The organism is Streptomyces sp. NPDC028991 (assembly GCF_055564775.1).
The window spans coordinates 1-25365 of record NZ_JBVHVP010000032.1 but is presented as its reverse complement, the minus strand read 5'-3'; the positions used below and the strand labels follow the sequence as shown (position 1 = coordinate 25365).

At 68.1% G+C, this 25365-nt stretch carries 18 protein-coding genes; 2 read left to right on the top strand and 16 right to left on the bottom strand.

All coding sequences use genetic code 11. The annotated features are described in order from the left end of the window. Nucleotides 1–24: 24 nt before the first annotated feature. The 16 genes from ACZ4V1_RS33245 to ACZ4V1_RS33170 all read right to left on the bottom strand — a co-directional run bounded on the left by ACZ4V1_RS33245 (nt 25) and on the right by ACZ4V1_RS33170 (nt 23989). Nucleotides 25–813: a hypothetical protein gene (locus ACZ4V1_RS33245; protein ID WP_468343981.1), complete on the bottom strand. Its 789-nt coding sequence runs from the start codon at nt 811–813 to the stop codon at nt 25–27. Continuing rightward, nucleotides 806–2944 (bottom strand): hypothetical protein, encoded by a 2139-nt coding sequence (locus ACZ4V1_RS33240; protein ID WP_468343978.1) that lies wholly within the window; start codon nt 2942–2944, stop codon nt 806–808. The genes ACZ4V1_RS33245 and ACZ4V1_RS33240 overlap by 8 nt, the downstream gene beginning before the upstream one ends. A gap of 317 nt (nt 2945–3261) precedes the next feature. Further along, nucleotides 3262–3807, bottom strand: coding sequence for a hypothetical protein (locus ACZ4V1_RS33235; RefSeq protein WP_468343975.1), 546 nt, complete (start codon nt 3805–3807; stop codon nt 3262–3264). An 825-nt stretch (nt 3808–4632) separates the two neighbouring features. Then, nucleotides 4633–5571, bottom strand: a complete 939-nt coding sequence (locus tag ACZ4V1_RS33230; protein WP_468343973.1) for a hypothetical protein — start codon at nt 5569–5571, stop codon at nt 4633–4635. A gap of 282 nt (nt 5572–5853) precedes the next feature. Further along, nucleotides 5854–6528 carry a hypothetical protein gene (locus tag ACZ4V1_RS33225; protein WP_468343970.1) on the bottom strand — a complete coding sequence of 225 codons (675 nt, stop codon included), beginning with the start codon at nt 6526–6528 and terminating at the stop codon, nt 5854–5856. Beyond that, nucleotides 6529–7452: an ATP-grasp domain-containing protein gene (locus ACZ4V1_RS33220; RefSeq protein ID WP_468343967.1), complete on the bottom strand. Its 924-nt coding sequence runs from the start codon at nt 7450–7452 to the stop codon at nt 6529–6531. A 536-nt stretch (nt 7453–7988) separates the two neighbouring features. Further along, the gene (locus ACZ4V1_RS33215) at nt 7989–8798 is read right to left on the bottom strand and encodes an AAA family ATPase (RefSeq protein WP_468343964.1); all 810 of its coding nucleotides are present in this window, start codon (nt 8796–8798) and stop codon (nt 7989–7991) included. Further along, nucleotides 8795–10354, bottom strand: a complete 1560-nt coding sequence (locus ACZ4V1_RS33210; protein WP_468343961.1) for a transposase — start codon at nt 10352–10354, stop codon at nt 8795–8797. The genes ACZ4V1_RS33215 and ACZ4V1_RS33210 overlap by 4 nt, the downstream gene beginning before the upstream one ends. Nucleotides 10355–10384: 30 nt before the next feature. Continuing rightward, a complete protein-coding gene (gene cas6e, locus ACZ4V1_RS33205; protein ID WP_468343958.1) occupies nt 10385–11029 on the bottom strand; it encodes a type I-E CRISPR-associated protein Cas6/Cse3/CasE in 645 nt (214 codons plus the stop codon). Beyond that, nucleotides 11026–11835, bottom strand: a complete 810-nt coding sequence (gene cas5e / locus ACZ4V1_RS33200; RefSeq protein WP_468343955.1) for a type I-E CRISPR-associated protein Cas5/CasD — start codon at nt 11833–11835, stop codon at nt 11026–11028. The genes cas6e and cas5e overlap by 4 nt, the downstream gene beginning before the upstream one ends. Next, on the bottom strand, nt 11832–12995 hold the full coding sequence (cas7e, locus tag ACZ4V1_RS33195; RefSeq protein ID WP_468343952.1) for a type I-E CRISPR-associated protein Cas7/Cse4/CasC: 1164 nt from the start codon (nt 12993–12995) through the stop codon (nt 11832–11834). Before cas7e ends, cas5e begins: the two co-directional genes overlap by 4 nt. 207 nt (nt 12996–13202) lie before the next feature. Continuing rightward, on the bottom strand, nt 13203–13838 hold the full coding sequence (gene casB, locus ACZ4V1_RS33190) for a type I-E CRISPR-associated protein Cse2/CasB (RefSeq protein ID WP_468343949.1): 636 nt from the start codon (nt 13836–13838) through the stop codon (nt 13203–13205). After that, nucleotides 13838–15388 carry a type I-E CRISPR-associated protein Cse1/CasA gene (casA, locus tag ACZ4V1_RS33185; RefSeq protein ID WP_468343946.1) on the bottom strand — a complete coding sequence of 517 codons (1551 nt, stop codon included), beginning with the start codon at nt 15386–15388 and terminating at the stop codon, nt 13838–13840. Before casA ends, casB begins: the two co-directional genes overlap by 1 nt. Before the next feature lie 343 nt (nt 15389–15731). Next, a complete protein-coding gene (locus ACZ4V1_RS33180; protein ID WP_468343943.1) occupies nt 15732–18599 on the bottom strand; it encodes a CRISPR-associated endonuclease Cas3'' in 2868 nt (955 codons plus the stop codon). A 2109-nt stretch (nt 18600–20708) separates the two neighbouring features. Next, entirely contained in the window at nt 20709–23627 is a 2919-nt protein-coding gene (locus ACZ4V1_RS33175) for a caspase, EACC1-associated type (protein WP_468343940.1), read from the bottom strand. A 5-nt stretch (nt 23628–23632) separates the two neighbouring features. Then, nucleotides 23633–23989 carry an effector-associated constant component EACC1 gene (locus ACZ4V1_RS33170; protein WP_468343937.1) on the bottom strand — a complete coding sequence of 119 codons (357 nt, stop codon included), beginning with the start codon at nt 23987–23989 and terminating at the stop codon, nt 23633–23635. A 302-nt stretch (nt 23990–24291) separates the two neighbouring features. Between ACZ4V1_RS33170 and ACZ4V1_RS33165 the strand changes: the two genes are divergently transcribed. After that, on the top strand, nt 24292–24879 hold the full coding sequence (locus ACZ4V1_RS33165; RefSeq protein WP_468343934.1) for a hypothetical protein: 588 nt from the start codon (nt 24292–24294) through the stop codon (nt 24877–24879). A gap of 135 nt (nt 24880–25014) precedes the next feature. Then, entirely contained in the window at nt 25015–25275 is a 261-nt protein-coding gene (locus tag ACZ4V1_RS33160) for a helicase associated domain-containing protein (RefSeq protein ID WP_468343931.1), read from the top strand. Nucleotides 25276–25365: the final 90 nt, after the last annotated feature.

The following is a 25365-nucleotide window of genomic DNA, read 5'->3' as shown; positions in this document are numbered from 1 at the left end:
GGCAGGAGCATCGTGTCTCGTTCGTCATCCGCTGTGGTGCTCGTAGCCGTTGAGGCCGGCCGGACTGTGGTCTGTGTCCTCCCCTTGGGTGGGGTGTTCAGTCGGTACCGACGTGTCGTGGGCGTCTCTTAGTTGTTGTGCGATGGCCTCGCCACCGAATTCGGTGAGGGTGGTACTGAGGCGGTCGATGATGAATCTCTTGGCGTCGGTCGGCAGGTCCGCGAACCACTTGTCGAGGAGGAGCGCTGTCTGCACCCACCTGGCGCCGGGGGCGTAGGCGGCTACGGCCCTGGCGATTTGGGGGAGGATGTCCAGGGTTTGCTGGGTGATCGCTTGGGGCGAGTGGAGGAGTAGCTGCGCGAGGAGCAGGTTGGGGTCTTCGCGCAGTTGGTCTCGGTAGGTTTCGGCTTGGGCCATTGTCATCTGCTTGAGTTCCCACTGCGTTTGTGCTCGGGCGCGCAGGCGAAGGCGGGTGTGGGCCACGTGTTGAGTCTCTGGGTGGACGTGTACCAGTACACGTGCCCAGTTGAGGCTCACGGTGGTCTCTGGCAGTTGTCTTGGTCGGCCGAGGAGTGCGTTGACCCGGTGCTGCAGTTCTGCAGCGGCGAGGACCGAGTGTTCAGCTGCCAGCCGTTTCGTCTCGTCGATGACATGGCAGGTCGCGGATGCGGCGGGGTCGTGGTGGCCTCGGCGTGTGGCCCGCCAGTGTCCTTCGGCGTGCACGTCGAAGCGGAAGTCGGCCTCTGTGCTGGCAGCCGTGAACGTTGCTGTCAGCGTGCCCTGCCGTCCCGGCCAGAGCCGGATCCTAGTCACCCGTCGATGCGTCCTCTCTGTCCTGGCTGCGGTGAGGGTCTGCCTGCATGGTGCGGTGCATGAGCATGGTGTGGACGTGCTCGCGGTCGTGATGGTGGGTGGTGCCGTGCCGGATGAGCCATCGTTCGGCCATGCGGACGAGATTGAGGTAGCGCTGGCCCCGCAGATCGTGGCCGGCGACGTCGTGCACGGACCGGACCAGCGTGGTGAGGATGCGTTCTGTGGTGTCCGGTCGTGTCGTGGCTGCGTCGAGCCAGACGGCGCAGGCGTGGTGTGCGGTGGGGCTGGGCTTTTCAGCCTCGAGCGTGGTTCTCCAGCCGCGGATGACCCAGGGGGCTGCTTCGGCATTCGATGCGTGCAGCAGGGCTGGGAGGCCGGCTGGGTCGCGTTGTGCGGCGACGTGTACGAAGGCGCTGGCCGCGGCATGTTGCAGGGCCTGGTCGGTGCTGGTGAACCATGAGTCGAGTGTCTGGCGGACCTGGGGGCGGAGCTTTTCGCTGCTGAACAGGGTGTTGAGAGCTTCACCGACGGCGTCCGCGACCCCTGGTTTCTGGGAGGAGGCGAGGGTGCCCAGTCGGCGTAGCATGCGTGCGGGTTGTGCGGGGGTGAGGGTTTGGAAGACGTGGGCGAGGGTCCGCAGGAGCGGTGGGCTGGTGTCCGGCTGTCCGGTCCAGCGGTCGGCGGCGTTCTTGACTAGTTGCGCGGTCTGTGGGTCGAGTATGGCTGCGACGATGAGGTCGTGTGCGTGGGGGGCCTGGGCGTCTTCCTGTGCCCAGTCGTCGGCCACCTGGCGCAGCAGTTTGGTGGAGCGGGAGGCTTGGAGGTCGTGCAGCGCCCAGGGGATCATGCGTTCGGCGAGCTGCGTGCCTTGCTTCTTTCCGAGGTCAAGACAGAGTTTCGCTGTCCACCGGGTGAAAGGGGTGATGAGTTCGGGCCGGTCACGCCAGAAGTAGCGCACGACGGCCTCGGCAAATCCCGGCCCGGGAAAGCGCAGACGGCCGTCGGGGAGCGGATCGGCTTCGATCTGCCGTGCCAACTGGATCAGGCCCGGTCCCTGCTGGCCCTTGGGCCGTGCTCCGGCCGGCTCCTTCTCGTCGAAGGCCTGTGAGAGCGAAGCGATCTTGGTGTGGACGCTGTCGATGGGTTCTCCGCCGTAGACGGCGGTCAGGAGCAGGTAGTTGCGGTCGTAGCTGGTTCTCTGCGGGTGGGAGTGCCAGATGGCAAGCACGTCCATCCATCCGGAGGTGGCGTTGGCGGCGGCTGCGACGACCGCTTCGAAGCCCGGGCTCCGTGGGTCGGTTCCTCTGCCGGTGGCGCTGCGGTAGTGGCGTTCGGCGCGGATGAGCGTCTGGGCGTGCTCTTTGACCTGTCCTGGTCGCAGGTTGGCCAGTTGTTCGGTCAGGCGGTGGTCGGCGGCGAAGTCTCTCGCGTGCTCGAAGCCGGCGGACTGCAGGAGTGCGGCGAAGAGCGTGGCCTGGGCCGGAGGGGCTGGGGTGTGTGCAAGGTGGCCGGCTCCGTGTCCGATCTGGTGCCACAGACGGGTTCTGATGAGCACGACGAGGTGGGAGTCGTCCGCGTCCAGGTCCGCGGTGTGGCGGAGTTCGAGGCCGAAGTCGCAGGTGGCCGGGATGCTGTCGTCCGGATCGCGAAGGTCGAGGATCCAGCCGGTGCGTTTGTGGCCTCTGATGCCTTCGGTGCTGAAGGCGTCGCCGGGCTCACGGCGGATCCGCCTCAGGGTGCGGGGCTGGCTGGGAAGCGTCGTCAGCAGACGCAGCGCCGTCGTCCACCGGCCGCTGCCGAAGTGATCTGCGAAGAGTACGACGACGCGGTCGTCCTGCAGCCGGCGGGCGAGTTCCGCCTCGTTCTTCACCGGCACGTAGTCGGCGAGTTCCCGGTCCACCCATTGCGGAGGCAGGGGGGCACCGCTGAGGCGTTCCACTGCCTCGAAGAACTGTCCGATCATGGTGCCGTGGTTGGTGTCGGCGTGAACGTCGGCGTAGGCCCCGCTTGGGAAGGCGGGCGCCTCGCCGGAGCCGTCCGCAGCGGCGTCGGCGGTGGCGGGAAGAGTGACGGCCGTCGGCTCACCGGGGGCCTCCGGCTGTGTGTGCCTCGTTGGCTCCTCCCCCCTCACGTCGTCGTTTCCCTCGCCGGCGCCGGGGGCGTCGTCGGTGTCCTCTGTACGCGCCGGATCGGCTTTGGGCGATTCCGCCGTGGTGTGTGCCGGGTACGCCGCTAGGTGGGGGGCGGCGGCCGGGGCGGGAGACGGTGAGGGCTCTCGTGTGCTGAGGTTGCCGGAATCCGGAGTCAGGGGCTGTCGCGTGTCCTTCTCATCGACGGACTGCGGGAGATCTTCGTCGGACCCTGCAGCTGGGTTGTCGGAGACGGGCTGGGTCATGCGGTGGGTTCCTCCTCGGGAGAGAGCAGAGGGGAGGCTGGCAAGGGCAGCGGTCAGCTGCGGCCGTCGATGATCGGGGCTTTCATCCCGACGACCCTGCCCCCGGCTTCGACGCTCCCGGCCCTGATCGTGCTCGTGGCGGCGCCGAGGATGGCCTGCTCTGCTTCCATGCCGACCACTTCGCCGGTCACGGTGTCGTAGTGCTGGACGCTGAGGGGGCCGCTGCTCTGTCGCGTCTCCCCCTGGAAGGTGAACCGCTGGCCGTAGACGCGCTCCAGTCCTTCACGCACCTTTCCGAGTGCCTGCATCAGGTCGGCGTCGTGTGCGGTGATCAGGTGGGGGTCGCGGTCGTAGGGTCGCAGTCCGAATGCCAGGGCCTCCAGCACCGGGGCGTGGTCAGCGAGTTCCTCCTCGTCGATCCGCAGCGGCAGTTGGAGACTGCCGACCAGTTCCACCGGGATGTCCGGGTCGTGTTCCGGCTGCTCTGTCCGCGCTGAGCGACGTCGCTCCAGGGCCGTCTGCAGCCGCTGGAACAGGAAGGTGAAGGCCGCCGGCAGTGCGCTGCCAGCGATAAGAGAGAGGTCTGCGGCGTCATTCATGGCTTCCCCCGGAAGTGGCGACCAAGGACTGGAATACGCGTGCTCTTCTTACCTCCGAGGCGGTGGCGCCCGCACTGTTTCCAGCACCCATGGCGCGAAAGAAGCTGCAAAATAGGCCACTTCACTGCAGCCGCGCGACTTTATTCGAACACTTTTCGAGCTCGCGCAAACAGTGGTTATGGAGTGGTCACTGTGGTTCGCGAGGAGGCGGTGACACATGGGCTGACGTCGTGTCCGATGCCAGGTGTGTACGGTGACCGGCCTCGCGGTAGACCAGCTCGTCGGGGTGGGAGGCGATTCGTGCGGTCCGCCATGCCACGTCGAAGGACAGGGACCACCCGGATTTCCGCATCAGGCGTACTGCTTTCGCACAGGTGACCGGAGAAAGAAGCAGGCGCATGGCCGTGGAATTCACGGACAGAGTGTGGCAGGCGCACCGACTCCGCCACCCTGAAGATTCCAGCCATTACCCATGGGAAATGTCAGTACCAATAGTTAACTTGCACCCCGCAAGTCACGACACAGCACAGGTGAACTGGCATGTGAGAGTTCTGCCGACATCTTTGGTCCGCCAGATGTCTGGTGGGATCGTCGGTCTGCGGCCTGACAGGCGGGCGGTCTCTGCCGCCCACTGGCTGCTTGGTGCTTTTGATCTGTGCTGGGAACGGCTCAACGTCCGGCGAGAACAGCACGTTGTCTGCCTGGGCGGGCTCCCTCGCTCGCCTCGGCGCTGCGGCGTCAGGGTCAGGCCGTAATCCGATTCCTCGCCGGTGAGGCGAGCGGCAAGGCGGGGTGAGGCTTATGCGCAGGTCGGCTCTCGCACAGCTACCGCCTGTGCGCGATGACGATCGCCTCGTACAGAAATACCTGCCGCTGCTCCTCCATCATCTGCAACACTCGGCTCACGTCCGCGCCGAAGTACTCTCCGAAGACACGGACGACCGTCTCGATCGCGCCCATGGAGACCATCACTGCGGCCATGACTGTCGCAGCCTCCCCTGCGAGGGCCTCCTCGCCCGCCAGGTCCTTGGCACGGCCGATCATCCACGGTCGATTGTGCGCCGCTCCCGAGGTCAGGCGGTAGGGCGCCGGCAGCCAGTCGGGCATGGCCATGGTGGCTCGCTCAGTGATGTTGATGTCCAAGGGCGCAGGCTCGCTGCCGAAGCTGTAGCCGATGAGCTTCCCCTTCGCGTTGTGCCGCTCCGTGGCCTGGCACCTCTGCAACGCATCCTCGACGTAGGCGAGCATCTGGCCGGCTTCAGCCGGTTCCTGCCCGTGAGCTTCGGCCTGCCTCTGTGCATAGCCGGCGTCCGTCCTCCATACTCCGGCCAGACGGGCGAGACGCCGGTTCAAGGGGATGGTGGGGTCAAGGAGGTACTCGGAGAAGAGCACTCCTTCCATGACCACGCGGCTGAGTGTCAGTGGTGACCAGACAGGTGGTGGCTGCATCGAAAGGTCATGCTCCAACGCACGCACATGATCGAGTGCGTTGTCCTTCGTCAGGCACGCTGTTTCCAGAAGCAGGCCGTGCAGTTTGTGGCGCTCGCCGCGCAGCGGCTCACTGAGGGCGCCGAGCTCGGCATTGTCCCTCCCGAACGGCGAGTCGGCGTTCTGCTCGAAGGCTTCGGGGCCCTTCAGGCGCAGGGAGTCGTCAGCAAGTCCACGAAACCGTTCGAGGATGCTGGCGGCAGCCGTGGCAAAGTCCGGTGTGATCGGGACGGTGAAGAGGCGTATGGCTTCGCCCTCGGGCATGGCGTCGTTCATGCGAAGAAGGTAGGCGCCAATCACGGGGCGTGTCCTGCCGATTTGTGGACGGTGACTGCCCGGCTGAGCGGGCACCCGCGCTGGTTGTCAGTAGGGCCGCTTAATTCGATCTGCATGATGGTCTGCTACGCAGACCGGGGGACGGACATTTCGCTGACTACAGGCCCACCGCGCCCAGGAGCATGGCGGCACGATCGGCGTCGGTGGTCTCTTGGGACGCCGTGAGAGTGCTTCCCGGCTTCGGCGGTCTGGGAGGCTGGGTGCTCGCCGTGAAGAGCGGGGCTACTGCGCCTTCGGTGTCGGGGACGCTGAACAGGTCATAGAGGTTGGACACGGGGCCTCCTTCGGGGGCTCGGGGGTGGCGCTGCCTGGGTTGCGTGCGAGGCCTGCGAGGACCAGCAGGAATACGAGGGCTGAGACTACCGCCAGGGTCACGGCGTCGCGGAAGACCGTGAGGAATGTCCTCACGGTCTCCTCTCCGACGGCGACGTTCTCGGCGTAGGCTTCGGCGAGGTAGCGGTCAAGAGGGCGGGGCCCCTCGGCCGCCATTTTGGTATCGGTGGAGCCGAAGACAGCGCGTGCCGACAGCACAGAAGCTGCTCCGGCGACGGCCAGGAGAGCCAGCGTGCAGGCAGAGGCCCACAGGGCAATGAGGACCCAGTGACGCTCAAGGATGTCTGCGCTCTTGGTGAAGACGGCTGCGGTGAGGCCGAGGGAGACGGTGGCAAGGGCTCCGGCCCGGTTACGGATGCGGTCGAGGTCGGCCATCTGCCGGTCGAGCTGGCGCCGGCCTTCGTCGATGAGGAGAGTGAACTCGTCGCTGGTGTGCGTGTCGAGGTCAATGCTGACTGCAGTTGACTGGGTGAAGGTGGGCACGGCGCGGCCCGGGTGGAGCAAGGCCGCACAGTAGGTGAGGTAGAGGCGGGCTTCAGCGAAGCGACCTGTGACGCTCGGCATTTATGCGCTCCGCAGCCAGGAGGCGAGATGGTCGGCCACCTGGGAGGTGAGCGTGCCGGGTAGGAACAGCCACTGGCCCCCCGGGTTGAGGTCGATGAACGCCGCTCCGGAGTCGTCGACGATCCAGTCCTGGCAGCTGATGCCGGTTGCAAGGTGCTGGGCCAGACGGATGGCGTCGTGTTCCACGGCCGGCCAGCGATCTGAGGCCGCAAAGGAGTGGTGGGCTCTGCTGGCTTGACGCCAGTCGAGGGGCAGGCCGTCCGCGCCGAGTTCGGCAGTCCACGCCCGGTCTGTGACCGTCACGATACGCAGGTGGGCCTTGGCTGTCAGAAGCTCTTGTGCGAGGAACGGCGCGTCGAGAAGGTTCGCGCCTGCCAGTTGTGCGGCGGCGACGGTCTGGGTGTAGATCACCTCTTCCCGTCCATTCGTCCCAGTGAAGTTGCCCGGTCCCAGCGGTTTGATGACAAAGGGCTCGCCAAGTTCGGCTGCCAGCGCAGCTGGGTCGCCGGTGATCACGGTCGTCGGCGTCCGCAGTCCGAGTGCACGGGCAGCCTGGTACTGCACGATCTTGTTCTCCGCGGCGAAGAGCGCGTCGACGCCGCAGAGCCATTGAATGCCAGGCTGGCGCAGCACGGCGGCCAGCGCTGTCATCCGAGCAGCCATGCGTGCTGCGCTCTTGCTCCCCAGGACAACGTCACGGTCCCATCCGGCTGGTGCCAGGCGCCGGAGCCAGCCCCGCACGGGCCCTTCCGGCGTAAGGCGTACGGGCTCGCCGGCCAGGTCGTCGAGCATGCACTCGTCCAGGGTCATTCTCCGCAACACCGACGGCAGTGTCGCCGCGTCAAGAACAACAGTGCCTCGTGCCGGGAGCCGGTCTGCCACGACAGCAATGTGGTGGTCGACCGGGTCTCCGATCATCAGCACTCTGACAGGGTGGTGTCGCGTTCGTGACGTGGTGGCGCGGGCAACCGGAGTGTCTCCCATACTGGCATCCTAAGAGTGTCGTGACCCCGCCCAGGCCTAAACGTGTGGGCTTCCGGGGTCGGTGGCTAGGCCACGTCGCAGAGGACCAGCCCAGACTTGGTGAGGACGCTCGTCGCGCGCCAAAGTCCACGTCCGCGGCGGAGCCGCACCCTGGCGGACCTACACGTCGATGATGTCGTCGTCGGCCTCGCCGACGTCACCCGCGCGTTCGTGCAGGCCGAACTAACCTCAGGTGGCAAGGCCTTCGAGGACACCGTCGACCAGTGGTGTCGAGCCGTCACCTCCGGTGCGTCGGAGCGCAGCCACGGCCCCTGCTTCCCCAACAGGCCGTAGGTGGCGAGCAGCGCTGTCACACCGGCACGCTGGTTGGCGCCCACCTCAGCTCGCACCACCGAGCGCGCCTCGCTTCGCCGTCTGCTGCGGGCGCGCCCACACCGCTGGTCCCGCGTCCCGCTTTCGCGTAGGCCGCCGTGAGGTCATCCGCGTTGCGGAGTGTGGCGGGTGGTGGGGTCGATGCGGCTAAGTACCCAGCGGATGAGGTCCTTGTTCAGAGTGAGGCCGGGATTCTCTTCGAGGGCGTCGTGGAGGAGGAGGGTGATTCGTGCCCAGTTCCTGAATGATCCGTGGCCAGCCATGTCGTCGGTGTACAGGATCAGTTCGGGCTGCGCGTCGGCCCAGATGCGCTGGTAGGCGGGGATGACGGCCTGTATTTCGGTGGGGGTGAGGGGGCTGAACTGGTACCAGTCGAGGATGCGGGAGTGCAGGGCGGGATTGTTGAGGATCTTCTGCCGGGCGTTGCCGCTGCCGACGAGGATGATGGGGGCGCGTCGTGCGTCGTCGCCCCACAGGGTGCGGAAGTACTCCAGGGCTTTGGTTCCAAGTCCTTGTACTTCGTCGATGAGCAGGACGCGTGGCTCGGCTTCGAGTGCCTCGTGGATCTGCTGGTCGCAGGGGCCGACGGACTGCGGGGGTGGTCCGGGCAGGTCGAGGCGGCGCCAGAGCTGGGTGCGGATTTCGTTCATGTTGGCGCCATTGTTGTAGCGCAGCCGTACGGTCGTTTCGGGGGCGTGGCGTCGTAGGACGGTGTGGACGGCGAAGGTTTTGCCGAGGCCGACGTGTCCGTGGATGCAGACCAGTGCGTTGTGCTTGATGGCTTTGAGGATGCGGGTTTCGGTTTCGGCTACGGCTTTGGTGGCCATGGCGTTGGCTCCGGTGAGGCCCAGGTAGTGGTCCTGGCTGGGCGGCGGGAGCTGGCTTGGGCGGGGTGAGTTGGCGGGGGCACTCACGGCTGGTCCTCGGGCTGTGCGGGCGGGGTGGATGGCGGTGTGGTTCGGGGGTCGAGTGGCCGGGTCAATGCGGCGTCGGGTTCGGGCAGTTTGATGAGGTCGGGCAGGGCTTCTGCGGCCAGGGTGAAGCCGTCGAGGGTGCGCAGGTGTTCGAGGGCTTCTTCTTCGGGCATCGTGTCCAGCGGGACGGGTGGTGCGGGGCGGGTTGCGGCTGCGTAGCGTTCGTTGCGGTTCTTCTCTGCCTTCTTCAGTTGGGCGCGCAGACGGTCGGCTTCGCGGCGCCGGGCTTGTTTGAGGCTGAGGGCCTGTTCCGGGGTGGCCTGTGCGGTCATGGTGGCGGGGCCGAGGTGGCGGCCGGTGTGGGGGTCGTAGAGCTCGACGCGGTGATCGTGGTGCGGGAGGTAGCGCAGGTCGACTTTCTCGCCGACGCGTCCGTGCATCCAGTCGGCGATGTAGTTGCGCTTGCGCCACCGGACGCCGCTGTTGTTGATGGTCAGGGGTTTGCCGTGGCGTTCGAGGGTGTAGGTGTGGAGGTCTTCGGCCCTGACGGTGTCGATGAGTGCGGGGTCGGCGTCCCAGGCCTGGCGGGGAGTCCGGCCGTCCAGGCTTTTGAGGGTGTTCTCGTGGTTCCAGTGGTGGACCCAGGTAAGGACATGGTCGACGAACGCTTCGAAGTGGAGCAGGGGCTGGTCGGGGTCGACGGGTTTGCCGCCGCGGAGGGTGGGGGCGTGGGTGTAGCCGGGCATGCCGGCGAACAGGGTCTTCTTGATGGCTCCGTTGACGGCTTCGACGTTGCCTTTACCTTCGGGGGTGAAGGGCGGCAGGGCGATGATTTCGGTTCCCAGGACGCCGAGTGCTTCGGTGACCGTGGCGCACAGGAATTCTTTGCCGCCGTCGACGCGCAGGTAGGTGGGGATGCCGCCGAACGGTCCGTGGTGTTCGTCGATGAGGACGGCGTCGCGGATGGCGACGAGGACGCCTTCGCGGCTGGGGCGTTGCGGGCTGACGGCGAGGCCGCAGACGGCCGAGGTGGCGCAGTCGACGAAGAAGGTGATCCAGGGTTTGCGGATGTGGCCTTCGACGCGGACTTTGACGCTGGCTTCGACGTGGTCGGTCTCCCATGCGTGGTTGCGGTGGTGGCGTTCGCGTTCACCGGCCACGTCGAAGCGTCGGCGGGCGTTCTCGCCGGCGCGGAGGCCGGCCCGCATGCCGGGGGTGAGGGCTCTGTTGGTGGCGCGGTGGAAGGTGGCCAGGGACGGGACGGGGTGGTCTTCGGCGCGTAGTTCTTTCCAGGCGGCGGTGGCGTTACCGCGCCAGCGGGCCACGGCGTCGAGCATGTGCGGGGTGAGGGCGAAGCTGGTGCGGCTGGGGGGCTGGTAGGTGCCGTTGTTGGCTCGGGCGTTGGCGAGCCAACGGTCGACGGTACGGGGATCGACACCGAAAGCGTCGGCGACGCCGGCGATCCGGGCGCGGGTGAGCCGCTCCGACTGCTCGAGAGTGTAGAGGCGGTGGATGGCGGCAGCGCGCAGGGCATCGTGGTCGGGCGGGTGGGGCATCCGGAGAGTGTGCCTTCTGGTCGGGGAAGGTCAGGCGGGGGCGAGGGAGAGGAGGCCGGCTCCGTAGCTTTTGGCCCGGCCGATGCCGTGCTTCAGGGCGTCGGTGAGGTGGGTGGTGTCGGTGATGCGGGCGAGGCCGTCGAACTGGGTGAGCGTGAAGTAGGGGGCCGAGCGCGTCACGCGGGTGCGGGGAAAGGGGCGCGGGAGGGAGGCCATGGTGACGGGTTCGAGTCCTGCGGCGGTGGCGCGGCGCTGCCACCAGGCGAGGGCGTCGTCGCCGGTGAGATGGGTGATCTTGCCGCGCCTCTTGCCGGTGACGGGGTGGGGGGTGGGGTTGCCCGCGGAGCGGGCGACGGTGGGGGCGGCGGTGATGCGGTAACGCACCGTGCGGCCGGGCGCGAGGAAGTTCAGCAGAGGGGCGAGGTCGAGGGTGCGGCCGGTGCCGTAGTGGGCGGGCAGGGCGGTGAGGTCGGGCGGGTTAGCCGTCTGGACGAGGAGGACAGGATCGGGTCCCGGTTCGGTGCGGAACAAGAGGCCGGCCCTGGCCCGGGGGGTGGGACCGGCGTGGTCGGGAACCAGACGCATCAGGGTCTTGTGGAGGCTGTCGACGTCGGCGAGGTCTGCTCTGACCGCGGGATGGCCGGGGTCGAGGATGAGGCGGGAGAGGCTGGTCATGCGGGTGCTCCGTGCTTGTACGCGGTGAGGGCGTCGATGGGTCGGGGTCCTGCGTAGAGGTGGGTGGGCAGGGATTCGGTGGTCATCCACAGGGGGCGTGGCAGGTGGCGCCGGGCGTGGCGGGTGAGGTTGACGGGTTCGCTGGTGCTTTCCCGGTCGGGCGGTGTGGCGGGGTCGGTGCCGGGGGGCGGGTGTTCCCAGACGAAGGTGGTGGGCAGGTGGGTGTCGGCGGGGCCGGGCGGCCGGCTGCGGGTCAGGGGGACGCGGGCGCGGAGTTCCTGGACGGGGTCGGGGCTGTCTGGGTTGAGGACGAGGGGTTCGTCGGGCAGGCAGGCTCGGCGGCCGAGGAACAGTCCGAAGCGGGGCCGCTCCAGGGTTTCGGCGATGTGGCCGATGAGGAGGGCGGGCCCGGTGACGGCGACGGTGAAGACGGCGCCGGTGAGGTAGTCGCGGTGGGAGACGAGGGTGGCGGCGGCCACCTTTCGCCGAGTGCCTTCGCCGGTGTGAAGGCCCTGCTCGCGGGGGCGGCCGCCGCCGACGGTGTGGAAGTCGCGGTAGCGGGTGCCGGGCTGGTCGATGCGGAGGGTGAGGGTCAGGTCGCGGTGGCTCGGGACGGTGGTGTCACCGGGTGCCTTCAGGTGGGGGTAGGGGTCGAGGGCGTGCTCGCGGGGGCGGCCCTGGGCGGCGGCGAACATGCCGATGAGTGAGGAGCGGGTGGGGAAGGCGCAGGTGTCGCGGTAGTGGAAGACGCCGCGTTCGCCGGAGGACTGCAGCAGGCCTGCCAGGCGCAGGACGAGGCCGGTCACGGCCGGCCCGCGCCGGTGAGGTCGGCGGTCGCGGCGGCGGCGCAGGCGGCGGCGAGGTCGTCGAAGGACGTGTGGCGGGCGCCAAGGTCCTTGATGGGCTTGGCCGGGGTGCCGGTGTGTCCGTGGGCGACGAGGTGGCGGGTGCCGAGCAGGCGGCTCATGGTGGCGGCGTAGTCGGCGAGCGCCTGGCGGGCGGGGGCGGTGTAGCCGCCCTGGGCGGGGGCGGTGACGGGCTGTTCGAAGGCGGCGCCGTAGGAGACGGAGCGGCGGTCGCGGACGGCGTAGTGGACGAGGTCGGGCACGGTGTGCGGTGCGGTGGCGGTCTTCTTGCCGCTGGGCATGCTGAGGATGAAGTGCTGGACGAAGAGTTCGACGAGATCCTTGACCGTGCCGGCGGTGGCGCTGGGTCCGAGATTCGCGTGGAGGTCGGTGATGTTGATGGTGGCGAAACGGTAGAAGAGGCTGGTGGTCAGGAACGCGGTCTGGAGGTGGGCGCTGCCGGAGTCCCCGTCCTGGGGGAGGTCTTCGACTGCGGTGAAGAAGTCGGGCTGCGGGTCGCTTTGGTGCACGGAGAAGGCGGGGGCCATCTGCACGGCTGCTTCGACGTGGCCGGCGGGGAGTTCGGCGAGCATCCGTCCGAACAGGTTGATGCTCGCGGTGCGGCGGGTCAGGTGCTCGGCGAGGTCTTTGGCGGGCAGGACCGGTGCGATCTGCTTCTTGGGCCTGTGGGCGGCGAGTGCTTCTTCGAGTGCGGTGCGGTGCTTTTCGCACAGGGCGACGAGGTCGTCGATGACGTCCTTGGGGAGGTAGAGCATGGCCTGGGTGCGGTAGCCCTCCTGGTCGTTGTGCTGCAGGCCTTTGTCCTTGGCCGAGTGGACGATCTGGGCCGCCGCGAACGCGGCGAGGTCCTCGGGCCACTGGGCGTCCTGCAGTTTCCGGGCGACGAGGGGCGGCACCATGCGGGTGCGGGCGGCGTGCTCGCCCAGGTCCTGCTCGACGTTGAGGCGGATGGGCCGCTTCCACGCCTGAGGGGAGACGAAGGCCCGGGTCGTGTTCCCGAAGAGGATGGTCTTGGGGTCGCCGTCGGAGTCGCGGTTCAGGTTCGCCGCGGTCACGGGCTGCAGGATGTGCAGGTCGAGGAAGCGTGCGGGGGTGTGCATGAGAGGGCTCTTTCACAGTGGGCGGCGGGCATGCCGCTGGTGCAGCCCACGGAACGGGGCTGCCGGAACAAGAGGGACGAGGTGCCGGCACTGTACTGGTGGCCGGCCAGTCGTGCGCCGTGGCGTGGTGTGGGGTCCGGCGGGCGCCGGGGACGTCGGCAGGTCCTGTAGGGGGCTAGCAGGAGCCGGCTGCTGCCTCTGCGTGCTTCAGGTGCGCCGGGGTTCGGGAGTGGCGAGGTAGAAGGCGTCGCGCCAGCGCAGTCCGACCTTGTCACGGCGGTAGGGGCGCTGCACCAGGTCGTTCAGGAGGACTGCCCAGTCGGGGGTGATGCCGTCCTGCAGCAGCCGTGTGACGGGGGCGGGCAGCCGGCGGTGGAGTTGGTCGTCGCTGAGGCGGGTCAGGACGTGGAGAAGGCTCTCGGTGCGCTCAGCTTGATGGCCCACTCGACGTACGGCGGTGGCGAGGGTGGCGCCGAGGTTCGGCCGGGCGTACCAGGAGGCCGGGTCCGGCTTTGGCGGTGGGGCGGGTTCGACGGGGGCGACGAGCAGCCCGTCGGGGCCGTCCTCGGGGTTGAGGAGGCCGGCGTCGTGGTCGGGGCGGACGCCCGGGGTGTGGGACTGGGGTCCGGCCATCGCGATGAGGCTCGCGACGGTGTAGTAGGCGCGGCGTCCTTGGCGGTGCGCGGTGCGCCGGGCCAGGTAGCGGTCCATGGGGGCGCATTCCTCTACGGGCCGGCCCCTCCCCCGGCTGAGGCGGACACGGACGCCGGGTTCGGCGCACAGGAGGTAGATATGGGCGACGAACGCGTCGCAGGAGGCGCGGTGTTCGGCTGCGGTGGACATCAGGCGGCTTTCCGGGGTGGGGCGGACCGGCGGTAGAGCTCTTGGACGGAGTGGGCGACGGCGCGGGCCGCGGAGGTCTGGCGGGTCCGGGCGGCTTCGGTGGTCTCACGCAGGGCGGCGGCGGCCGCGGCGGCGAAAGCCGTGGGGGCTGGAGTGTCGGGTTCTTCCAGCAGCCGCCAGAACACCGTCTCGGCCTTCGTCCAGTAACGGGTCAATGACTTGTTCACCCAGGGCGGCGGTGTGGTGCGACGGCGGCCGCGCATGGCGGTGTCCCACGCATCTTTGGCGACGGTCTGCAGCCGCTGCGCGGCCTGTTCGGCTTCCCGGCAGCACTCGGCGATGCGCTGGGCCTTGGCCGGGTCGTGTTCCTGCGTCCAGTTCAGCAGAGGCGGCGTGATGGCGGTGTACCACTGGAGGTCTACGGCCTTGCCGTCCTGGTCGAATCCGTGGACCCGGATCCGCAGGCTGCGTCGCAGGGGTTCGGGGAGGTCGTTGAGAGTGTCGAAGATGGCCGGCCGGAGCTGTGTGCCGTGTTCGTCCGGGGCCAGCAGCAGGGTTTCCAGGTCACGCCACCACGCGCGGGACGCGTCGGCGCGGTACAGGATGCGGCGCCGCTCGACCTTCTTGGTTTCGGGGATGATGCGGTAGGCGAGGTAGGGGTCGGTGGTGATCGGCTTGTCTTCTTGGGTGGCCCAGGTGAGGTAGGCGTCGGTGACGGTGGTGCCGTCGTCGCCGGGCACGAGGAGGATCGCGTGCCGGCTCAGTCCCGTCAATTGCCGGCCGGGCCAGGTCACCGGACCGTGCCGCGTGGTCTGTGGGCCGGGCGGTGCGGCTTCTTCCCAGGGGCAGGTGTCCGTGCCTGGCGGCTGGTCGTCGCCGGTGAAGGCGGGCACACCGGCCAGGAGCGTCTCGTGCAGGGTGCGTCCCAGCGGGTGGAAGGACACGCTGGAGCGCAGGGGTCCGCTGGTCTGCTGCCCGCTGGTGACACCGTCCAGGGGGGTGCGGGTTGTGCCGGTGCCGGAACGCCCGTAGTAGTGGTGGATGAGCAGGATCTGCAGGGCTTCGGCGGTGGGAACGGGCTCGGCGGTGTGGTGGCCGTGCGGGCTGAACCAGGCAAAGTTGCGGCCGGCGGGCCGCCCGGGCACGAAGGCGTTGATGCCGGTGCTGTGGTCGCACTCGGTCCGCAGTGAGGGGGTCTGCAGCCAGGGCCTCACGGGGTCGAAGACGTCCCAGACGTGCTGGTCGAAGTAGGTGTGGACGGCGTCCGGGTCGAAGCGGCCCTCGGCCAGGCGGTTGCGGCGCAGCGCGTTCCACTGGGAGGCGGTGAGTTCGGGGTCGTCGAGGCCGGTGATGCGGGCAGTGATGGCGGCCGCGATCCGCAGAAGTGCTGATGCTGCCGGGGGTTGGGGCAGGGCGAGGTCGTCGATGCGGTGGGCGTCCAGGAACAGGGATCGCAGGCCCGCTTGGTCGTACTGGCCGCCGGTGCGGACGTCGATCCAGGGGTGGTCGGCTGCGCTGAACGGGGTGGTGGGCGGGGGTAACGCAGACAAGAGCGTGTCTTTCGAAAAGGGGGGCCGAAGCGGAAGGTGCGGTGAAGGGTGAAGGCCTGGGGCGATGGGGTGTGCCGGGGCCAGGGTGGTGTTCCCTTGGGCCGGTGGTTGGGTCCGGCTCGGGCATGCGGCAGCTGCACGTGCCGCGCGTAGGCACGGCTGGGCAAGGGGTCGTCACCGCGCCCTTGTGGGGCGAGGGGAAGGATGTGCGAGGTGCGGTCGAGGGTTCGACGGGGTCGCGGGTACAGCGAACCATGCCGCTGCCGTCTCTCACGACCAGTGAGAAAGTCCGACGATCAAGTAATGGCGTAATGCTTTTGGCGCTGGGCTTCACGCATCGTGATTACTGCTGTTTGCGGTGTTGGAGGCCGAGTTCTTCGTCCATGCGGAGCCAGTGCTGGCCGAAATGATGTTCACTCTCAAGGGTTACGGAGTCGGTGGGCAGCAGCACGATGTCGGCGAGCAGGGGGTGCTGCTTCCAGCTGGCGGGCGGCTCGTGGCGGGCGGAAGCGCGGGCGACCCAAGCGGCCGGGACGGGCAGTGAGTGTTCGAGGATGCTGCGCAGGTGGCGCGGGCCGAGGTGCTCCTGGTCCGGGAGCGGAAGCAGGCCTCCTGCGTCGAGCGTCAGCGTGCCGTCGGCACTTCGGTAACAGGGCAGCAGCCGGCGGGGCAGGACACCGGGCCGGGTGGCGGCCTGGGCGGTGGTGAGGTGCTGGCGGTGCAGGTCGGCCAGGGAGGAGACCCGTTTGGCCGGGGGTACCAGGTGGACTGCGCTGAGCTGCTCCTGTCGGCTGGTGCGGGCCTGGTGGGCTGCGGCCATCTGCTGCAGGCGCGTCGTCTGGGCTGCGAAACCGGAGGTGACGCCGTAGACCTGCTCGACGAGAGCCTGGACGTCGTCGGGGACGACGAGCGGTTGTTTCTCCAGGGCCGGCAGGAGCCGAGCGGTTTCATGGAGGGCGACAGCAGGCTCGACCGTGTCCCAGCCGGGCGGCAGGGCGGTCGCGCCACGGGAGTTGACCGGTTGCAGCACCGTCAGCGTCGGACTGTTCTCCCCGTCCCACCAGACGGGCCGACGCCCCTGTCCGGTCCACAGATGCGTGAAGCGGCCCAGACGGCCCAGACGCTGCAGCAGGCGTGCCACAGAGGCGAGGTCGCTGACCATCAGGTCGACGTCGATGTCCAGGCTCACGTCGAGGAGACTGGTGGTGACGAAGACGCGCCGGGCCGGGCGCGGGCCCGTCGGCCCCAGCCGGTGGCGGAGGTCTCCCAGTGTGCTCTGCCGTCGCCGCCCCCTCACCCGGGCATGGACGAGGACCAGGTCGTCAGGCGGGCCGCTCCAGATGCGGCGCAGGTACTGGTAGGTGTCCTGCGTCTCGGCGACGGTCGCGCACACCACGGCCGCGCACCCGCCGTGGCGGATGATCCGCTGGAGCACGTCGGCGATCACCGCCAGGCGCTCCCCCGCTTCGACCGTACGGCCTGCCGGCCCGAGGGGCCGGTAGGTGACCGGGCGGACGTGGATGCGTGCGGTCCTGCGCTGGGCGGCCCGTTGCTCGTCCTGGGCCGGCTCGGGCATGCGGTGGACGGTGGCAGTCGCCGCATCCGCGAACAGCCATCCGGGGTAGCCGGGGGCGAACGAGGCACCGTGCAGACCGGTACGGCCGGCGCCCGACAGGTAGGCCCGCACCAGCTCGGTGGCGGTCGATGCGGGCATCGTCGCTGACAGCAGGACGACCGGGCAGTTCAGGGCTCCCAACCACTGCAGCAGGCGCAGCAGCTGGAGCTGGCTGAACGGGTCCAGTGCGTGGGCTTCGTCGACCACGACGGTCTTGCCCGACAGGGCCAGCATGCGCAGCGCACTGTGGCGGACGGGCAGGACGGCCATCTGCGCCTGGTCGGTGGTGGAGACGGTGTACTGGGCCAATAGCGCGTTGTCCCTGCCCCGCAGCCACCGGTCGGGCCCGGCGGTGCCCGGACCGTGCTCGGTTTCGTCGTCGGCAAAGGAGTCGTCCTGGTCGTCGGTGAACGGGTCGTCGGGCGGCCCGTCCACGACGGATGTGTCGGCCGGGGACAGGATCCGGCTGGTGTATGCCTCGTTGAGGTCGCTGTGGTGGTGCACCAGCGTCACCGGCGCGTACTCGACCTGGTGGGCGCGCACATATCGGTCCAGGACCTCGTAGGCCTGATCGGCGGCGGCCGTCGCCGGCAGCAGCCACATCACCCCCTGGGTGCCGCAATGCTCGTTGAAGATCCGCGCCATCTCTAGCGCGGCCACACTCTTGCCTGCCCCCATCGCGTCCGTGACCACCGCGATGCCGCTCCCCCGCTCGGCGACCAGGCGCGGCAACTCCTCCATCACCGAACGCTGCAGAGCGTTTGGTTCCTCCAGTCCCGGGTGCGCGGTGGTGAACGGGATCCGGTCCAATGCGAAGCGGGCAAGGCCGAGCCGCTCGACTTCCTCCTCGGCCTGTCGGCGGGCGCGGCTGTGGTGCTCGGCGGCGCCGAAGGACGGCGTGTCCGCGTTGGGCACCCAGTACCGGCGCTGACTCGCAATCCGGTCCGCGACCATCGTCAGCCCCGTGATCAGCAACGCAGCCTCCACCGACAGCCGCTCCGGAGCCTCATCGACGCCGAACAGATGCCACAGCAGCCGGGCGTAGCGGCGACGCAGATCCTGCCACGCGGGCCCGCCCAACGTGGCCTCCACCCGCCGGGCGGACGCCGCCCCGTCCACATCGAGTTGCAGGAACCGGCCATGATGCCCGCCCAGACACTGCGCTGCACGCACCGCGGGGCTATCGTTACCGCCAACGGCGAATCCCAATTCGCTCAGCAGTTGCAGCCCCACATGCATCGACGCACGCGCGTGCGGCACATGCACCACCGGGTCCGTGTCTGCCAGCAGGTCCTCCCCCAGCCGCACATACGCCGCAGGCTCGAGAGCCTGGAAATACGGGATCAGCTTCCCGATGTCGTGCATGGCAGCCAGGAAACACACCACCGAACGCGCCAGCTCCTGCGGCATGTTCAGCCCTGCGCTGATGACCCGGCGCTGGCTCGGGGTCACAAACCGGTCCCACAGCACCCCGGCCACCGCCCCCACATCGATCAGGTGGAACAGCAGCGAGTACACCCTCAGCGTCGTGCGGTCGAACTTCCCCCACGGACGACGGTCAACACCGTCGTACCGGGCATCCTCAACAACTCCCATCCCCCAACGCTGCCACCCCGTGCTGCTCACGAGACCACGAACGCCAGAAAGCAGAGATTCCTGCCGTGCATCCAGTCCCGTGTGCCATCATCTCCCAGCCAGTCAGAAGCAAATGACAGGCACACCATGCCAGAACGGCCGGGCCGGAGAGGGCAGCGCCCGCGCGAGCGGGAGTGGCCCGGCGAGGCAGACACGGCGGCCACCTTTGCAGTCGCAGCACCCGCGCGAGCGGGGGTGACCCGCGCACCGGCAGCAGCTCTACGTAGCCGGCGCCGCAGCGCCCGCGCGAGCGGGGGGACTCGGCGACGTACTCTAGTGGTTTTCCACAATGGGGTGGAGCCTGCGTGAGCGGAGTTGAATTGACCTTCCGTGGCTGCAGACTTTAAGCGTTAGTAGTACAGTCCGTGCGTATCAGAGTTACTCAGCCAGCGACTCATGAACTAGGCCAGTGCAGTCCGCGGAAACGTGAATGACTCGACGACCGCGTCCCGGCCCACGATTCGCCGCCGGTAGCGCCCGCGCGAGCGGAGATGACTCGACGGGCACGATGATCCGCGCGACCTTGGTGGAGTAGCGTCTGCGCGAGCGGGAGTGACTCGGCAGGATTCGGGTCGGTGACGTCGATGATCAGGTAGCGCCCGCGCGAGCGGGAGTGACGCCAACGCGAGCTCTCAGGATCGTCGGAGTGGGTGGTAAAGCCTGCGCGAGCAGGGGTGACGCGTGCTCGCTCAGATACGGGCTCCCCTGGTCGATGTAGAGCCCGCTCAAGCGGGAGTGACTCGATCCGCGGCGTGTCCTCGCTGGCCATGCAGTGGCCCGCAGGAATGGCTCGGAGCACCACGGCCGCTCTGCCGGCGCACTGCCGCGCGTGCGGTAGTGTCCCGCACTGTCACACCGGCGACGATAGTCGAGGGGCGCATAGAGCCCGCGCGAGTGGGAGTGGCCCGAGGGGTGTGGTGGTGACATCGATGCCGGCGTAGAAGAGTCCGCGTAAGCGGGAATGACTCGTACGCGTACCTGCTGAACGGGCTGAACACCAGGCCGCGCCTGCGCGAGCGGGGGTGACTCACACTCCAGTGCACACGCCGCGGCCGTGATCATGTGCGCTTGTGCTAGTGAACTCGGGAGCAGTTGGCCGGGTAAGCCCGCGTGAGCGGGAGTGAATCGATGATGTCTGGGCGGCGGGCGCGGATCGTGTAGTAGAGCTCACCTGCGCGGGAATGACCCGGTGTCACCGTCCAGCTCGGGGGTGCATAGGGCGTATCGCCCGCGCGAGCGAAAATAACCCGGCAAGGGAAACGGCACACGGTGGGCTGTAGTGATCTCGGAGTCGAGACCGCTGGCAACACCCGCGCCGTGAAGCCTGCGCGAGCAGGAGTAATCCGACCGCGCTGACCGAACAACCTCGCACGTTTCTGCACAGCCTGCTTGAGCGGGAGTGACTCCCACTCCAGCGCGCACGCGGCGGCAGTGATCGGGTGGAGCCCGCGCGAGCGGGAGTGACCCAGCCTGCTGTGCCTTGCTCGGACCCTTCGTCGCGTAAACCGTACGAGCGGGAGTGCCGTGACGATTCAGTCTGCCGTTGATCAGATCGACGTAGCGCCCGCGCAAGCTGGAGGGATACGTGACGATTGCTGTAGAGCCCGCGTGAGCGGGAGCTTCTCAGGAGCCCCGGATCGCGCCCAACCGGTCCTGATAGTCCCGAGGTGGAGTCCGCGCGAGCGGGGGTGACTCCCTCGACGTGATCGACCGGCGCATGAGCCATCCCTCGGCCCCGCGCGAGCGGGGATGCGTCGGCGAGGGTGTCGCTCGGCACGGACTGCGGGAAGCAGCGCCCGCGAGCGGGAGTGACTCATACGCAGAACTCAGCATGAACGTCACTGAAGAGCGACTTGCTCGGTTGCTACACTGCAGGTGAGCAAGCCTCGAGCCCGCGCGAGCGAGGGTGACTCGAACAGCAGCGTGGCGAGTTGCATGAGGCAGGGCTCGGCCCCGCGCAAGCGGGGAGCGCTGCTCGACCCCTGGTTCAAGACGGACGCGCAATGTAGAGCCCGAGCGAGCGGGAGTGGCTTCCCACAAGTGGGGAGTACTTCGTTGTGCGTGCGAGCTTCACACCGCTTGGGGCGGTTGTTGTGCTTGCGCGCTCTTCTCCCCGACCTCCGAGGTGGATTGGTCCTCTAGTTCCTGGTGCTCTGCCTCGACCGGCCCGGACCAGATCTGCGGTGGTGGCGCATCTGGGTGGTCTGCCGTCTCATGCGTTTGCAGCAGTTTGCCGTGGGCGAGGCGGTGCAACAGGTCCCAGCCGCGGTGGGTAATGACTGTGTCGAGCCAATCCGGTGGTCCCTGTGAGAGGCCGTGCTCCTTGTTGAAGCGGGCGACCGCCTGGCTGGTGGCGGTGCCGTAGTGATCACTGTCCACCGCCCAGCCGGGCAGGTAGCCGGATTGCTTGAGGACCGCTTGGAGCTGTCGCACGCTGGGATGCGTGCGCTCCGGCAGGAGTCTGCGTGGAAAGGGCGGGGGGACGAATCGGTTTCCTTCGCTTTCGAAGGGAATGAGGAGCTGCTGGCGTGCCCGCAGGTGGAAGGGCACGGGCAGGTCATTGGCTTCGACGATGCTCGCCCAGCGCACGCCGTAGCGGGTGGCGATGCTGTAGACGGTGTCGTCGTCCTTGACGACGTATACCGCGTGATCGTGCGGCGAGGGTGTCCGGCGTTTCCTGTCGGGCCATCCGTTTCTGGGCCACCAGAATGTCAGCGCCTGCCAGATGGTTTCCTTCTGTGCGCTGCGCAAGCTCTTCAGCGCGTCGACAAATTCTTTGGACTGGCTGGCGTCGTACTCTAGTCGTTGGGCGCATCCGGTCAGTGAGCGTTCTTCGAGGGCGATCACCAGGCGGGCCTGGCGGTGAGGATCCCAGTCGCGGACCGTGGCGTCGAGGACTCGGTTGGTCCGGATTCCGGCTGAAAGTGTCTCCAGTGAGGCGACGAGTGCGGTCACGTCGGTGACGGAGCGGTCGTCGATACTGCACACCAGGTCGGCCTTGGCCGGCAGGATGGTGTCGAAGGCCCTGGCCAGATGGGCGATGTCGAGTGGTGGATGAGTGCGCCACAGCATGCGCAGGGCGGAATCGGCGGTGAACGGCGAGCGGCCTGTGTCCAGGTGGCTGAGCATGATGCCGGTATGACCAGGGGGGCGGTCGCGCACGGTGTTCCACAGGACATGTGTGGCGTTGGCGCTCTGGCCCACTTCGTCGAGGACCTGAATGAGGTGGGCGACGTCGTTGGGAGCAGACGTACGGACCGCTTCGTCGAGCAGGGCAGGCATGCCCTGGCGGGCGGAGGAGGCGTCCAGTGTCTGGGTGATCTCGACGAATTCCGCACTGGTCCGCAGTCGGGCTGCTTCCAGTGCTGCGGCCAATGCGTGCTGGTGCTGTCCTACGGCCAGCAGGTGGGTGATGAGCAGGCTGGTCTCAGTGGCGGTGCTGCTCTGGACGGCCAAGCGCCGTCCGAGTGCGGCTGCGTCGGTGAGGCGCACCTGTTGCAGGGCAGCGATGAGTTCGCCTGTGTGCTCGGGTCCGCGGTGTCCTATGCCGGTGTGGAAGATGCCCTCGGCGATTCGCTGATGTCCGTCCCGGTAGAGCCAGGTGATCATTTCGGCGGTGTCGGTGGCGGTGCGGCTGCGGGCGGCCGAGGTGATCAGTTCCAACGCGTGGTGAGGATGCTGGTGTTCGTGCATGCGCTCGAAGAGGTGGATGACGTCGGCGATCGGCCGGTGTTGTGCCAGGGCGTGCATGACGGGCTCGAGGAGTTCGTCGAGTTCGCCTCGGCAGGCCAGGCCTGTCAGGTCGAGGGTCTCGTCGAGGTCGCGGGTGACGGCGAATGCGGAAAGCAGGACGGTGGTGTGTTCGCGCAGGCCAGTGCGGATCAGGGCAGTGGCCAAGCGTACGGTGTCCGCGGCGGGCTTGAGTTCGGCCGTCAGGCGCAGCAGGGCCACCGCGCCATCCTCGGCGGGCGTGGCCAGGAGTTGCTCGAGGAGATCGGCGCATTCCTGGACGGTGCGGGCGGCTACGAGGGCGGGCAGAACAGCCTCTATGTGGCGCTGGCAGCCGGCCTGGTAGAGGGCGGCGAAGAGGCGCACCAGGTCGGCGACCGGGCGGTGCTGCAGGGCAGTGTGTACCATCTCGGTCGCGGTGGCCGGGCGGTGCTCGCTCAACCCGCTGATCTGCGCCACCAGCACCGGCACCGGCACGGTGCGGGATGCGTCCAAGGCGCGGGCGACGTCCGCAATCGGGGCGTGGCCTTCCGGCGCAGGCCGGTAGGCGTTGTTGCGGGCGAACGGCCAGGAGCCCAGGCTGTTGCGGCACAGGCTCTGCGGGCGAGGACAGCCCTTGACCTGCAGGCGCCGGGCGAGCTGGTCGAAGACGGCGTCCAGGTCGAGGAACTCGTTCGGGGAGGCAACGCCGCCTCGCAACAGATCGAGGAGTTCGCCGGTGAAGGCGGTATGGGGCTCGCCGGGCGGGGACAGGGCCACAGCGGTCTCCGCCGCGGCCGCCATCAGATAGGTGCCGTCGATCTCAGCGAGTGCCGCGACCGACTCGGACTGCACACCGAAGGCACGGGCACTGTAGCAGCAGTCGAGGATCACGATCCTACGTGCGGCACCGCTCGTCTCGATGGACCGCTTGATCCACTCATAGGGCACGGCCGTGTCGAAGACGGAATCCCGGTCGCTATCGGGGACAGCCAGGTGAAGCAGGCCGGTACCCGGATCAATGAGCCCGTGACCTGCGTAGTAGACCAGTAGGGTGTCCGTGGCCTCACGGGCGGCCGCCCGGACGGCAGCGGACACCTCGCGTGGGGAGGCCGGGTCCACCAGCGTCTGGCAGTCCTCCGCGGCCAGATGCAGCACCGGGTCACCCAACAGGCCCCGCAACGCCGGGACATTGGCCTGTACTGCCGGGAGATCGTCCAGTGCCGTGAAAGTGCTGGCCCCCACCAGAACCGCCCTGGACGCGGGCGCCAGATCATGCATTTCCGCTACGCCCGCTCCAGTTCGGCGAGCAGACGCCCAGCCTCCTCACCTACCGCTCCGGTCAGGACGATTCGGGTCCCGTCGGCGCGTTCGACGACGAGTGTCGGCGTTCCCGGCCGGCTGCGCCGCCATGCGGCGACCGCCACCGCAAGCGAAGCAGCGTTGAAGCCCGTCCCGAGTACCAGGCTGAGCACATCGATGAGGCCGCCTTGCGCCCCAGGAACTGCCGCGGCGCCAGATCCCAACGCGGGACGGGCGTGCCGACGGCATGCCGCATCAGCCAGCAGCCACTCGTACAGCGACCGCAGCTGTCTCTCCGAGTCGGCAGTCTCCTTCTGGTCAACGCCGATCACGATGTCCACGAGCACCAACTCCTCACTATTCTTGCGGCATTCACTCTTCCAGACGTTCCATCACCTCCGGCAGTTCCCGGACATCTCGTCCACCGGGGCGACGGCGCACCGGCCTCCTATGCCCTCGACGGCGTCGCGTCGGTGGGGACGCCTCGGGAACCTGACCGAACTGAAGGTGGGCCACCTCGCAGAAAGCTCCGTGGCCCGGCGAACGAAGGATCTGCGGCCCGGCGGCTCCACCGCGGTGCGCAGCAGACGCCCTCATCACGGTCCTCTTCCCACTCCCTGCACCGGGGCCTACTGTCGTTCCCATGGCCAACGGGGTGTTCCACACCGGGCACGGCATCGAGATCAATCTGACGTACGAGGATCTCGGCAACCCAGGCTATGCCGGGCTGCTGGAGGAGATCACCCAGCCCGTCGATCAGCGCGCCAGGAACCTGCTGCAGTGCCTGAAAGATCACAGGGGCGAGCCTTGCCAGTGCGCTCTGGCCGGCAAATCACCGTGGATGTTCGTGCGGCGCCGGCGCAGCCACGGGCAGGTCACATGGGTGGCGGCGCATCTGCCCCTCACCCATGCGGCGACACCGCAGGAGAGCGATAAGCACAAGGCGATGAAGGAGCGGATCGCGCGCACGGCAGCGCGGCACAGGCTGGGTGTTGAGACCGAGGCCCGGTCGCCCGACGGGCGGGTCGTCACCGATGTGCTGGTGACGGGAGCAGGCGCACGCGTCGGATGGGAGGCCCAGTACTCCCCCACGCCTGCGCGAGCGGGAGTGACTTATCGTCGGCTGATCCAGGTACAGCACATGCGAGCGCAGCCGACTGCGAAGCGTGTGTGGACCATCTCGCCACTGCTCAGCGCGAAACAGCAGGTCACAGCCCGCATCGTATTGTGATTCTCAGTGGACTGAACTCGCGATTCTCAGGTGCCTGCATCAGCAGTTCTCATGCTGCGTCTGAACCAAACTCATGACACCCCTACAACTAGCAGGCCACGGACATCTCTCAGATGACATTTAAATGAGAATCGCGTGCGGCACGGACGTGAGAGTCAGCAGCTGGGCGTATGGGTCTCGAACGCCCGTTCCAGGTGGGACAAGCTCACCCCCGACCAGCAGGCTGCCCTCGCCACGCTGGGCATGCCCTGGGCGAAGGCCGCAGCGGTGCCGGCCTCGTCCAGCGAACCGATCCCGGCGAACGACAAGCCTGTCGAGAGCGCCTCCGTGGCGGAGGAGGAGCGACAGGCGGCGCGGATGCAGCGCATGAACGAGCTGATGCGCAACCACACCTAGGAGTCGTCTTCAAAGGTGCTCAAGTGATGAGGGATCATGCTTGTCGTGGTGCGTCGTCATGAGCTTTCGGATGCTGAGTGGGCTGTGTTG

What these genes read in the sequence shown, in the direction of transcription:
- ACZ4V1_RS33235 (WP_468343975.1), bottom strand. Translation starts at nt 3,807, where the DNA reads ATGAATGACGCCGCAGACCTCTCTCTTATCGCTGGCAGCGCACTGCCG.
- ACZ4V1_RS33230 (WP_468343973.1), bottom strand. Translation starts at nt 5,571, where the DNA reads ATGAACGACGCCATGCCCGAGGGCGAAGCCATACGCCTCTTCACCGTC.
- ACZ4V1_RS33225 (WP_468343970.1), bottom strand. Translation starts at nt 6,528, where the DNA reads ATGCCGAGCGTCACAGGTCGCTTCGCTGAAGCCCGCCTCTACCTCACC.
- ACZ4V1_RS33210 (WP_468343961.1), bottom strand. Translation starts at nt 10,354, where the DNA reads ATGCCCCACCCGCCCGACCACGATGCCCTGCGCGCTGCCGCCATCCAC.
- cas6e (WP_468343958.1), bottom strand. Translation starts at nt 11,029, where the DNA reads ATGACCAGCCTCTCCCGCCTCATCCTCGACCCCGGCCATCCCGCGGTC.
- cas7e (WP_468343952.1), bottom strand. Translation starts at nt 12,995, where the DNA reads ATGCACACCCCCGCACGCTTCCTCGACCTGCACATCCTGCAGCCCGTG.
- casB (WP_468343949.1), bottom strand. Translation starts at nt 13,838, where the DNA reads ATGTCCACCGCAGCCGAACACCGCGCCTCCTGCGACGCGTTCGTCGCC.
- ACZ4V1_RS33180 (WP_468343943.1), bottom strand. Translation starts at nt 18,599, where the DNA reads ATGGGAGTTGTTGAGGATGCCCGGTACGACGGTGTTGACCGTCGTCCG.
- ACZ4V1_RS33175 (WP_468343940.1), bottom strand. Translation starts at nt 23,627, where the DNA reads ATGCATGATCTGGCGCCCGCGTCCAGGGCGGTTCTGGTGGGGGCCAGC.
- ACZ4V1_RS33165 (WP_468343934.1), top strand. Translation starts at nt 24,292, where the DNA reads ATGGCCAACGGGGTGTTCCACACCGGGCACGGCATCGAGATCAATCTG.